Below are 11,629 nucleotides of genomic sequence, written 5' to 3' on the forward strand. Positions count from 1 at the left end.
CAGTGCCCTGGGGTGGTATGTCGATTTTCGAGCTGTTCTTCTTGATGGGCGCGGACCCGAGTGTCCTTGTGCTCAGTAGTTACGACACGTCCCTGGTGCTGCTGTCGCTGGCTATTGCTGTATTCGCCGCCGGCATGGCGCTGCAGCTGGCTGGCGAAGCACGCGACAGTTCGCATCCGGTCGCCAGGCAAATCACCATTCTCACCGGTTCGCTCGCTCTTGGCGGCGGCATCTGGTCCATGCATTTTCTCGGCATGCTCGCCTTCGAGCTGTGTGCGGCGGTGCGATTCGATCTGGGCATCACGCTACTGTCGATGCTGCCGAGCCTGGCTGCTTCGTGGGTCGCGCTGAGCCTGCTGGCGCGGCGTGACTTGAGCCTGTTGCAGCTGTGTGTGGGGGGCGTACTGGTCGGAGCCGGTATCGGAGCCATGCACTACAGCGGTATGGCGGCGATGCAGATGGCGCCGCTGCTGCGCTATGACCCCTGGATGTTCGCCCTGTCCATCGTCGTTGCCGTCGCCCTGGCCATTCTGGCGTTGTGGGTACGCTTCGGTCTGGAGGGGCGTTTGCCGACCCTCTGGGCGCTTCTGCTCAGCGCCCTGGTGATGGGCCTGGCGATCAGTGGCATGCACTACACCGGCATGGCTGCGGCGCGTTTCGTCGGTACGCCGGAGTCCGAAGCTCCGATGGCGGTGGTCGACAGTGGTTATATCGCCATTGCCATCACGCTGCTGACCGTCGCTCTGACAGTCTTCGTGGTGGCGGTCAATACGCTGCTGCGCTACCGCCGCATGAGTCTTCAACTCAAGGCCAGCGAGCAGCATTTGCGCTCGATCTTCGACACGGCTCTGGATGCCATCATCACCGTCGATCACACCGGCACGTTGCGCTCGGCCAATCGCGCGGTCTCGCGTCTGTTCGGCTGGACGCCGGAGGAGTTGGTGGGCATGCACATGCGCTCACTGATGCCTGCTCGCCATGTCGAGCAGGTGGAGGTGCTGCTGGCGAACTACCTCAGAACGGGTCGTCTGACGATGCCGGCCGGTGAGCAGGAACTGGTGTGTCTGACCCGTGACGGCGAAGAGAAATTGGTGCGCATCAGCGTTGGCATCACCCATTCAGGCAGCCGTCCGCTGTTCGTGGTATTCGTCGCCGATATCAGCGAAAGACAAGCCATGGAGAAGGCCCTGCGTGACAGCGAGCAGCAGTACCGTTCGTTGATCAGCAACATTCCTGGTGTGTCGTTCCGCTGCACGCTGGATCAGGACTGGACCATGATATTTATCAGCGATGCGGTGCAGCCCCTCACCGGTTGGAGTGCGGAGGATTTCATCAGTCGCCGCTGTTCGATTGCCGATATGTATCACCCGGACGACTATCAGCGAGTCGCCGCCGAGGTGATGCAGGCTATCGAGCAAGGCCGCAACTACGTTGTCGAATACCGCTTGTTCGACCGCGATGGCGCGGAACACTGGATCTGGGAAAGTGGTAGCGCAGTTTGCGACGAAAACGGTGTGCCGCGCTGGATCGATGGCGTATTGCTCGACCAGACCGAAACCAAGCGGCGCAATGCCGAATACGAAGGCAAGGTCACCGCGATCAGCAAGGCGATGGCACTGATCGAGTTCGACCTCGACGGCAATATCCTCGACATCAACGACAATGCACTGGCGTTGTTTGGTTATGACAAGGCGGAGGTGATAGGGCGCCACCACGGCATGTTCTGCGATCCTGAGCTGGTGGCAAGCGATGCTTATCGCCAGGGTTGGGTGGATCTGCGTGCAGGTCATTTTCGAGCAGGTGAATACCACCGCTTTGGTAAGGGCGGGCGGGAAGTCTGGATTCAGGCCAGCTACAACCCGATCCTCGATACCGACGGCAAGCCGTTCAAGGTCGTCAAGTTGGCGACCGACCTGACCCCGCGCCGCGTCATGGAACAGGATCTGCGGGCTGCCCGTGATCGCGCCGAAGCCGCCGCTGCCGCGCGCAGCAGCTTCCTGGCCAACATGAGCCATGAAATTCGTACGCCGATGAATGCCATCATCGGCTTTACCGACCTGCTACTGGAAACGCCACTTTCCAGTGAACAACGTCGCCATCTGAGCACCGTGCAGCATTCGTCGCGTTCGTTGCTGGGCTTGCTCAATGACATCCTCGACACGGCCAAGCTCGATCGTGGTGCCATCGAACTGGAACAACTGGATTTCTCCCTGCGTGAGCTGTGCGAGCAGGTACTCGCGGCGCAGCGCCTGACGGCCGAAAGCAAAGGCCTGCAGCTGCATCTGGATTACCCGGCAACGACCAACGAGTTCTTCTGTGGTGACCCACTGCGTTTGCAACAGGTCCTGACCAACCTGCTCGGTAATGCGGTCAAGTTCACCCTGCACGGCGAGGTTCGCCTGAAAGTGACGGGTGAGCCGGGCGCGATGCGCCTGGCGGTGAAGGACACCGGCATCGGTATCGCAGCCGATCGCCTGGAGAAGATCTTCGAGCCTTTCGCTCAGGCTGATGCCTCGATGAGCCGACGCTTTGGCGGTACCGGCCTCGGCACCACCATCTCCAGGCAGTTGGTCGAGTTGATGGGGGGGCGTTTGCGGGTCGAAAGTACTGAAGGGCAGGGCAGCTGCTTCAGCGTCGAGTTGCCGCTGCGTGCCGGCAAGCGTCTGGCCTCGCAGCAACGTGCCGTGCTGCCTGAGCTGGGGCAGTTGAACATTCTTGCGGCCGATGACGTGCCGCAGAACCTCGAGCTGCTGCAACTGACCCTGGAGCATTTTGGCCATCGCGTACACTGCGTCGCCGATGGTGAAGGTGCACTGCAGGCATTCACCGAGCAACGTTTCGATCTGATCCTGATGGATGTGCAGATGCCGGGTGTCGACGGTCTGGAAGCGTCGCGGCGGATCCGCCAGCTGGAAGCCGCCGAGGCACGAGAGCCGATTCCGATCATTGCCCTGACCGCCAGCGTGCTTGATCAGGATCGTCAGGCCGCGCTGGACTCGGGTATGAATGGCTTTGCTTCGAAGCCACTGGATGTCAACGCGCTGCTCTGGGAAATCGCCCGCCTGCTCGGGCTGACCGATGTACCCAGCGCAGTGGTCAGTGCCACCCGGGTTGCCGAAGATGGCCTGTTCGACTGGGTCCGTGGCAGCAGCCTGTGGGGCGGGCCGCTGCGTATGGCGCAGGCGATCAATACCTTCATTGCCGAACAGCATGCTCTGGCGGCGCGTCTCAGCCATCTGCTGGCGGCGCGCGACTGGCGCGAGGGCGAGGCGCTCGCGCATCGTCTGCACGGCGCCGCCGGCAACCTGGCCATGAGCAGCCTTGCCAGCCTTGGACAGTCGATCGAGCAGGCCTTTCAGCGGCGAGACGAGCAGGCGTTGCCTGCACTGATCGTGGAACTCGAGCAGGCTCTGCTGACGGTCAAGGACGTGGTGCCGCAGGTGCCGGAAGTCGTATCTTCGGCTGAAAGCGCGGCCGTCGACTTGCCCACGCTGCGTGAACAGGCAATTCAGCTGCGGCAGGCGCTACAGCGGGGCGGCCTGGACGATGAAACCCTTGCTGTCATGGAGCAGGCCGCCAGGGGCACAGCCTATGGCGCCGCGCTCAGCGATATGCGTCAGGCGCTGGAAGATTTCGATTTCGATCAGGCTCTGCTGGTGCTCGATCGACTGTTGCTGCAACTGCAAGACGAGGAAACGACCCCATCATGACCCTGGCTGCCGATACTCGTCCGCTGTTGCTGCTGGTCGATGACGAACCCACCAACCTGCAGGTGCTGCGCCATATCCTGCAAGAGGACTATCGCCTGCTATTCGCCAAGGAGGGTTCGCGCGCGCTGGAAATGGCCGAACGTGAACGGCCTGACCTGATTCTGCTCGATGTGATGATGCCGGGCATGACCGGTTACGAGGTCTGCGAGCGGCTCAAGGCCAACCCTCTGCTAAAGACGATTCCGGTGATCTTCGTTACCGCTCTGGGCGATGTCGAGGATGAGGCACACGGCTTCGAAGTTGGTGCGGTGGACTACATCACCAAGCCGATCAGCCCGCCCATCGTGCGTGCCCGGGTGCGTACTCACCTGTCGCTGGTGCGTGTCGATGAGCTCAAACAGACTCGCCTGCAGATTGTCCAGCGCCTGGGCATGGCCGCCGAGTACAAGGACAACGAGACCGGCCTGCACGTCATTCGCATGAGCCATTTCTCCAAGGTGCTGGCGCTGGCCGCCGGTTTCAGCGAAAGCGCGGCCGAGGAACTGCTCAATGCGGCACCGATGCACGATGTCGGCAAGATCGGTATTCCCGACGCCGTGCTGCGCAAGCCGGGCAAGCTCGACGAGCAGGAGTGGCAGGTGATGCGCCAGCACGTGGAGATCGGTGCGCGGATCATCGGCGAGCACAGCTCGGGGCTGCTGCGCACAGCGCAACGCATTGCCCTGTCGCACCATGAGAAGTGGGATGGCAGCGGCTACCCCAACGGTCTGAGTGGCGAGGACATTCCCTTGGAGGGCCGCATCGTCGCCATTGCCGATGTGTTCGACGCGCTGACCAGCGTGCGCCCCTACAAACAGGCCTGGTCCGTGGACGATGCAGTCGGTTTTCTGCGTGAACAGAGTGGGCGCCACTTCGATCCCCGTCTGGTCGAGCTGTTCATCGCTTGTTTGCCCGAGATTCTGCAGATCAAGGAACGCTGGGCCGAATAACCTGCCGCTTGAAATCTCCTGTCTAAAACCCGCCTCCTCTCGACTTGGTCATTGTCGAAGGTGAGGCTATTGTTAGGGGCCTACCATTGCCAAGGGCAGGTCTCATCATGCAGAAGAAGACACTGGTTCCCCTGTTGTGCGCCGCATTCGCTGGTCTTGCCGATGCGGCGGTCGTGACCAAGACAGTTGCGTACGAAATCGATGGCGAAGCCTTCGAAGGCGTGCTGGTTTACGACGATTCGGTCACCACGCCGCGCCCTGGGCTGCTCGCCGTTCCCAACTGGATGGGGGTGAATGAAGACACCGTGGCCAAGGCCGCCCGCGCGGCAGGCGACAAATACGTGGTGTTCGTCGCCGACATGTACGGTAAATCCATTCGTCCCAGCAATGCCGAAGAAGCAGGGGCCGCGGCCACTGCCGTACGTGCAGATCGCCCGCTGATGCGTAAGCGTGCGCAGGCTGCAGTCGAGGTACTCAAGGCGCAGAACGGCGAGGTGGCACTGGATCTGAGCAAGCTGGGAGCCATCGGCTTCTGCTTCGGTGGCGGCACGGTGCTGGAACTCGCGCGCTCTGGGGCGCCGCTGAAAGGCTTCGTATCCTTCCACGGCAATCTGGATACGCCCAATCCGGCCGATGCCCAGAACATCAAGGCGCCGGTACTGGTACTGCATGGGGCTGATGATCCTGCCGTACCGCAGGCGCAGGTCGACGGCTTCATCGCCGAGATGAAGGCAGCCAAGACTGATTGGCAATTGGTGAGCTACGGCGGCGCCGTGCACTCGTTCACCAACCCCAAGGCCAACGTGCCGGGTCGCAACGAATACCATCCGGTGGTCGCCGCGCGAGCATTCAAGGCGATGAACGATCTGTTCGATGAGGTATTCGCCGAGCAGTGACGCCAGGTTTGCGATGCGTTGAACGAAAGGCTGCGCCCGATGGGCGCAGCCTTTTTTCATCTTACTTCGCGGGCAGCACGGCGATGTCGATGATGCCGTCCGGCAGATCGGCGACGTCGCCCAGGGTGGTGGGCTTGCCGCTGGTCAGATCCAGCTGGTGTAGGGTCTTGCCGGTCAATACGTAGGCGGTGTTGCCACCCTTGCCGTCGCTGGCGATATCCAGCGCAGCTGCCTTGAGGCCATCGGCGACCTTGCCGACCAGTTGCTGCACGCCATCGTTTGGCGGGTTCTGCAGCATCAGGCTGCTGCTGGCCAGGTCGATGTTGTACAGCGCCGTGCTCTGCGTACCGGCATAGGAACTGGTGTAGGCGCCGGCGACCACCTTGGGTTGCTTGCCCGCGTAGGGGCCGTCGGTGGCGTAGGCGACCTTGCCGTCTACGGCCACTTCACCGGTATCGACGTTTACCCGCAGGCTGGTGCCGTCCGGGCCGAGCAGGCGCAGGCGGTCGGCCACCGGGTTGAAATCGACCACCGCCTGGCCGCTGCCGGACAGCGCAGTTTGCAGCTTGCTACCTGCAGTTGCTTTACCGCTTGTGGCGTCCAGGGTGTAGAGCTGATCGGTACCGCTGAGGGCGTAGAGCTGACCGCTGGCCGGACGCACATCCAGGCCGCGCAGGTCGCTGGCGCCACTGACCGCCATGCTGGCGGTGACCTTGAGGCTGGCGACATCGACCTTGAACAGCTTGCCATCGGCGCCCAGTGCGAGCAGTTCGGTGGCGCTGGCGGCACCTGCGCTCAGGGTCAGCAGGCTGGCGGTGCAAAGGGTAGTGATGCGTTTCATGGTTGTTCCTCATAAAGGTTTCAGCATCGAGACGAAGCCGGCTGGCCGGCTTCGCAGGTGCCTCGACGAAACACCTGTGAGCTATACCCGCGAGGAACGGGCTTGGATGTCGGTGGTGGAAAATATTTTTTCGCAGGGTAATCGGGGGGGGGGGGAGGGGTTGCCGGCCATGCAGCCGGCAACCCACTCAGTTGGCGCTGGCCAGCACGGCGCGACCGATATACAGCACCGGGCCGCTTGGGCGGTTGTAGGGCGAGCCGCCTTCAGGTTCGAGGGTCAGCTCGAAGAGTTGCCCCGCCTGCACCGCACCGATCTGCTCGGCAGGCAGGCGCAGCGGCTGGCCAGCCTCGACCAGGCCCAGCGAGCGTGGGCCTTCGGCCGGATCGATCAGCGTCCAGAATTGCAAGGCGCGGCCTTCGGGGACCTGATCGGCGACCAGCGGATCGAGCGAGAGCGTGCCATCGCTGCTGACCTGGATCACCCAACCGGGTTTGGCCGCTTCGCCTGGCTGCTGCAGCACCACGGTATAGCGTTCGCCGGCGATATCCGGGGCGCGCAACAGCGGCATCAGCACGGCGACCAGCAGCGCCATGGCCAGCGCGGCGGCAGTCAGGCGCCAGGTCAGCAGGCTGTTCCACCAGTTGGCCAGCGGGCTCGAATGTGGCTCATCGTGCAGGCCCAGACTCTGCCGAATACGTGCCCAGAGTGCCGGAGAGGGCGCATGTGCCGGTAGCTGGTCGCTCAGTTCGAGAAAGTGTCGTTCCCATTCCAGGGCCATACGGGCGGCACTCTCATCCTCTTCGAGCAACTGGCGCACCTCGGCCGCTTCATGCTCATCGAGCAAGCCGAGCAGGTATTCGCCAATCAGGGCACGGCGTTCTTCGGGTTCGTGCGGAATCATGCTTGCAGACACTCCTGCAGCGCGCGCAGGCCGGCGCGGATACGGCCTTTGATGGTGCCCAGCGGTGTGCTCAGGCGGCTGGCGATCTGCTCGTGGGTCAGGCCACGGTAGAACGCCAGCAGGATCGGATGGCGGCGCGGCCTTTCCAGGCGCTGCAAACAGCGACGCAGCAGGCGCTGCTCGGATTGCTCCAGCGCTTGTGCTTCGGCCTGCGGGCTGTCGTCGAGCACACGTTCGATGAAGTCATCGTCCACCTCGGCATGCCGGTTGCCACTGCGCAACGCATTCAGCACGCGGTAGCGCAGGATGCTGTGCACCCAGGCGCGACCGCTGCCCAGTTCGCGCCTATAGCGCGCGGCGTGCTGCCAGATACGCACGAAAGCATCGTGCAGACAGTCCTCGGCAATATCACGGCGGCCCAGCATGCTGATGGCCAGGCCGAGCAATTGCCCGGCCTCTTGCCGGTAGAGCGTCTGGAAGGCACGTTCTTCGCCGCGTGCGCAGGCTTCCAGGGTGCTTTCGTAATCGAACTCGCGATCTGCCATGGGTCATCCGTTGGCCTGAGAAATCCGCATGCAGCTTATACCCGGCAACTGCGCTTCTGGATCACGCACAGGTAACAAAAAACTGCGAAGGCGTTGCAGTGCATTCAATGCGTGAGGCTTCAGGGCTGAGCCTGGGCGTAGGCCTCGTCGAGTGAAACCCAGCGCTGCAGCGGGCCTTTGCGCGAGGCGTAGCGAATCTGTAGCCAGCGTCCCTGCTGATCCAGGACTTCGCAGACGTCCCCTTCGATCAGGTAGGCCTTGGTCCGGTTGGTTTCTTCAGGGCGTGCGTGGAGATAAAGACGTGGGGCAGGCACAGTCCAGGTAATTGGCTGGTCACCGTCGTCGAGCGCACGGCTGGCGATGATGTTGCCCTGAGGGTCGAGTGTCTTCTCGAACACCGGGAAAAATACAGGTGCTTGCGGATCGTAGTCGTGACGTACTTGCAGCGTCTTGTACAGCCAGGGGACACCGGATTCAGCGAAGCGATAGGCGTCGTAGTACCAGCGTGGTCCGCTGCGGCAGTGGCTGTAGAGCGCTCGTTCCTCATTATTGGGCTGCAGCTCCGACAGCCATGCGCAATTGACGCGTTCCATCAGTGCTGGCGGTATCTGCAACTGCTCGAAACGGCGCAGGGCCGGACGGTAGAGGTAGACGTGGTAGGCGGAGTTGACCATCCCGGCCGGCACGCGAATCGCCAGATCCGGGTGGCCGTCGAAATCGTAGTCCTCGACGGCGAAGCTCGGCGGTTCTGCGTCGTTGCCTTCGGGGATGCTTAGTTCCAGACGGCTGCCGTCGGGTTGCTGCAGAAAATAGCCTTCGCCTTGCTGTTGTACCTGGGCATGCCGCCCGGGCTCAGGTTCGAAACGGGGTAGATCAGCCAGGGCCAATGTGGGCAACAGCAGCAGGCCAGCGAGGGGGCGATACGAGGACAAGAGGGCAATCCTTTGCGAGCGACAGGCGCCTTTGCGCGCCTGTCGTTGATGGCGCGGTTTCAGCGTGGCAGTTCGATGCGCGTGGTTTCGCCTGGTACTTGCGGCCAGTCGCCCGCTGCCCAGCGCTCGCGCGCCTGGTCGATCAGCTCCGGGCTGGTGGCGACGAAGTTCCAGTTGATTCGCCGCGGGCCAATGGGTTCGCCGCCGATCAGGGCCAGGTGGCATTCGCCGCAGGCGCTGAGCACGGGCGTTTCGCCTGCCGGGATCACCGCCATGGTATGCCGGGGCAGGGGCTCGCCATCCAGCTCGGCTTCGCCATCGATCAGGTACAGGGCTCGTTCGCTGTGCTCGGTGGGTATCAGCAGGTTGGCACCGGCGGCCAGGCGCAGCTCGGCATACAGAGTCGGTGAGCGAACCGGTACTGGTGATTCGAGGCAGAAACCACTGCCGGCGATCAGGGTGATCTGCACGCCCATGGCTTCGCTGCGGGGTAGCGAAGCGGCGGGGTGATGGCTGTAAGCCGGTTCGCACTGTTCCTCTGCTTCTGGCAAAGCCAGCCAGACCTGCAGGCCGTGGGCTCGCTTGTTCTGCCCGAGCTGCTCGGGCGGCGTACGTTCGACGTGGGCGACGGCGCGCCCTGCGGTCATCCAGCTGACATCGCCAGGGCCCACCAGTTGGTCCGAACCCAGGCTGTCCTTGTGCTGCAGCTGGCCTTCGAACAGGTAGGTGAGGGTGGACAGGCCGATATGCGGATGTTGGGCAATGTTCATGCCTTTGCCGGCCGGGTAGTCATGCTCCAGCATGTGATCGAAGAACACGAAGGGGCCGATGCTGCGAAAGCGTGCCGAGGGCAGGGGACGCAGAATCGGTTGGCCGGAAATGTCCTCGGCGCGCGGGCGGATCAGTTGTAACTCGCTCATGCCGGAGCTCCCGCCAGGCGGGTCTCGATCTGGATGTCGGTGGTGGTCATCAGCTTGTGGATCGGACATTTGTCCGCCACGCGCAGCAGTTGCTGGCGCTGTGTCTCGTCCAGTGGCCCCTTGAGCGCCAGGTCGACGATCAGGCGGTAGTTGCCCTGGCGCTCCTCGCTGTCGTCACGCTCGACGTGCACGTCGATGCCTTCCAGCGCAAGGCCGCGTTGGCGCGCATAGAGCAGCAGGGTCATGGCCTTGCAAGTGCCGAGGGCTGCGTCGAACAGATCGTGCGGTTCCGGTCCGGCGCCATCCCCGCCCTGCTCGGGCGAGACGTCGCCGATGAGCTGGTGCGAGCCGATTTCGATCTGCTGCTGCAGGCCCTTGTTGTTGTGAATGCGGATCATGGCGCTTCTCTTGAGGTGTGACGAATCGACACTGGCCAGCCTAGCCCAGCCTGCACCGATCACACCAGCGCCGAGAGCCTCACGTCCGCTCCCAGCACACGCAGCAGTTGCCCGCGCTCATCGACAATGGGGACTGAAACGGTAAAGCAGAAGTCGTCTGTGGCCGAGGAGCGGTAGACCTGGGTGATATGACTCTCCATGCGCTCGGCCACGGCGCGGAACCAGGGGCGTTGGCTCCAGTCGCGGCCGCGACAGCTGGCATCCTCACCGTGCGCCACATCGGCGGCGAAGACGTTCTCGGAAATCTGCACACCGCGGCTGTCTACCAGGTAGAACAGCTCGAAACGGCTGTCGCGCGTCAGCGTATCGGCAAGCAGCCGTTCGGCCGCTGTCACATCGCTGGCCAGCTCGGGGCGTTTGGCCAGTTGTTCGACGCTGGCGCGCACGGCTGCGTGAATTTCCAGGCGGAAGTCGCCGAGCCCGGCGAGCAGGCGATCACCGTCTTCGCGCACGGCCTTGCTGTGATGCAGCACCTGACCAGCCTTGCCAAGCAGCTCGCCAGCGACCTGGGCGATGTTTTGCACATCACCGTTGATCGAGCGCACCGCCTGGCCGATCTGCTCGGTGCCGGCGGCGATCTGGCCAACCTGAGCGTCCAGGCGATCCATGGCCTGGCGCGTGCTGTCCAGTCCTCCGCTGACGGCGAGAATGCCGGCGCGGCCGTCGGCCACCGCCTGGTTCATGTGCTGGCCGGCACTGCCGAGCTGCTGCATGCCTTCGCGGAAACGCTCGATGATGCCACTGACCTGACCGGTGGCATCGGTGGTATGGCCAGCCAAACGCCGCACTTCCTCGGCGACCACGGCGAAGCCCCGACCATGTTCACCCGCGCGTGCGGCCTCGATGGCGGCGTTCAGGGCGAGCAGATTGGTCTGTTGGGAGATGCTGGCGATCACACCAATGACCTTGCTCACTTCATCGAGCTGTCCGGCCAGTTGCTGGATCACCTGAGCCAGTTGCGCCTCGCTGGCATCGATCACTTCGACTTGCCGTAGTACCGCCTGGCCGCTTTGCTGGCATTGGTTGAGGGTGGCGGAAACCTCGGCGGACAAGCGCGCGACTTCGCCAGCGCCGGGCACCAGCTCGGCGTCCAGTGTGGTGGTGACCTGCTCGCTGGCGCTGGCGATCAACTCCGATGACTGTGCCAGCGTCTGTCCGCTTTGTTGGTTGGCAGCGGCGATGCGCGCCAGTTGAGGCGCATGCGCGGCGATGCCGACGGCGGCGCCGAGGCTGGCGCGGATACGTTGCTGGAGGCTGGCGCTGAAATCATTCAGACGCACCATCCACTGGTAGTCCGCCGGGAGGCGAGTCGTGAGGTCGTGCTGTTGGAACAAAGCGTCCAATGTGGCCTCGTCCTGGGCCTTGCGGGTTGGCTTGCGCAGCAACTGCAACATGATGATTCCCCTGCCTGGTCTAACTCGGACACTGCAAGCGAGG

General features: G+C 63.2%; 10 protein-coding genes and 1 pseudogene. 3 read left to right on the plus strand and 8 right to left on the minus strand.

The features are described 5' to 3' along the window. The first annotated feature begins 68 nt into the window (after positions 1–68). From BLT86_RS04825 to BLT86_RS04835, 3 genes are all read left to right on the plus strand, one after another. Positions 69–3,710, plus strand: a complete 3,642-nt coding sequence (locus BLT86_RS04825) for a PAS domain S-box protein (RefSeq protein ID WP_231976579.1) — start codon at positions 69–71, stop codon at positions 3,708–3,710. Beyond that, on the plus strand, positions 3,707–4,699 hold the full coding sequence (locus BLT86_RS04830) for a response regulator (RefSeq protein ID WP_017677162.1): 993 nt from the start codon (positions 3,707–3,709) through the stop codon (positions 4,697–4,699). The genes BLT86_RS04825 and BLT86_RS04830 overlap by 4 nt, the downstream gene beginning before the upstream one ends. Before the next feature lie 107 nt (positions 4,700–4,806). Continuing rightward, the gene (locus BLT86_RS04835; RefSeq protein WP_017677161.1) at positions 4,807–5,595 is read left to right on the plus strand and encodes a dienelactone hydrolase family protein; all 789 of its coding nucleotides are present in this window, start codon (positions 4,807–4,809) and stop codon (positions 5,593–5,595) included. Positions 5,596–5,656: 61 nt separating this feature from the next. Here the strand turns inward: BLT86_RS04835 and BLT86_RS04840 are convergent, their stop codons facing one another. The 8 genes and pseudogenes from BLT86_RS04840 to BLT86_RS26370 all read right to left on the minus strand — a co-directional run. Beyond that, a complete protein-coding gene (locus tag BLT86_RS04840) occupies positions 5,657–6,436 on the minus strand; it encodes a DUF4394 domain-containing protein (RefSeq protein WP_075747292.1) in 780 nt (259 codons plus the stop codon). Positions 6,437–6,623: 187 nt separating this feature from the next. Further along, entirely contained in the window at positions 6,624–7,337 is a 714-nt protein-coding gene (locus BLT86_RS04845) for an anti-sigma factor (protein ID WP_092375095.1), read from the minus strand. Continuing rightward, positions 7,334–7,882, minus strand: coding sequence for a sigma-70 family RNA polymerase sigma factor (locus BLT86_RS04850; RefSeq protein WP_092375098.1), 549 nt, complete (start codon positions 7,880–7,882; stop codon positions 7,334–7,336). The genes BLT86_RS04845 and BLT86_RS04850 overlap by 4 nt, the downstream gene beginning before the upstream one ends. A 119-nt stretch (positions 7,883–8,001) precedes the next feature. Then, positions 8,002–8,814: an FG-GAP repeat protein gene (locus BLT86_RS04855; RefSeq protein ID WP_092375100.1), complete on the minus strand. Its 813-nt coding sequence runs from the start codon at positions 8,812–8,814 to the stop codon at positions 8,002–8,004. A gap of 59 nt (positions 8,815–8,873) precedes the next feature. Next, positions 8,874–9,734 carry a pirin family protein gene (locus BLT86_RS04860; protein WP_092375102.1) on the minus strand — a complete coding sequence of 287 codons (861 nt, stop codon included), beginning with the start codon at positions 9,732–9,734 and terminating at the stop codon, positions 8,874–8,876. Continuing rightward, positions 9,731–10,132, minus strand: a complete 402-nt coding sequence (locus BLT86_RS04865; protein ID WP_092375105.1) for an OsmC family protein — start codon at positions 10,130–10,132, stop codon at positions 9,731–9,733. Before BLT86_RS04865 ends, BLT86_RS04860 begins: the two co-directional genes overlap by 4 nt. 59 nt (positions 10,133–10,191) lie before the next feature. Then, on the minus strand, positions 10,192–10,737 hold the full coding sequence (locus BLT86_RS26365; protein WP_371254543.1) for a PDC sensor domain-containing protein: 546 nt from the start codon (positions 10,735–10,737) through the stop codon (positions 10,192–10,194). Between the two features lie 18 nt (positions 10,738–10,755). Then, positions 10,756–11,586, minus strand: a pseudogene (locus tag BLT86_RS26370) (methyl-accepting chemotaxis protein); the annotation flags it as partial. Positions 11,587–11,629: the final 43 nt, after the last annotated feature.

The sequence above is a fragment of the Pseudomonas sihuiensis genome, from assembly GCF_900106015.1.
In the GTDB taxonomy this organism is placed as follows: domain Bacteria; phylum Pseudomonadota; class Gammaproteobacteria; order Pseudomonadales; family Pseudomonadaceae; genus Aquipseudomonas; species Aquipseudomonas sihuiensis.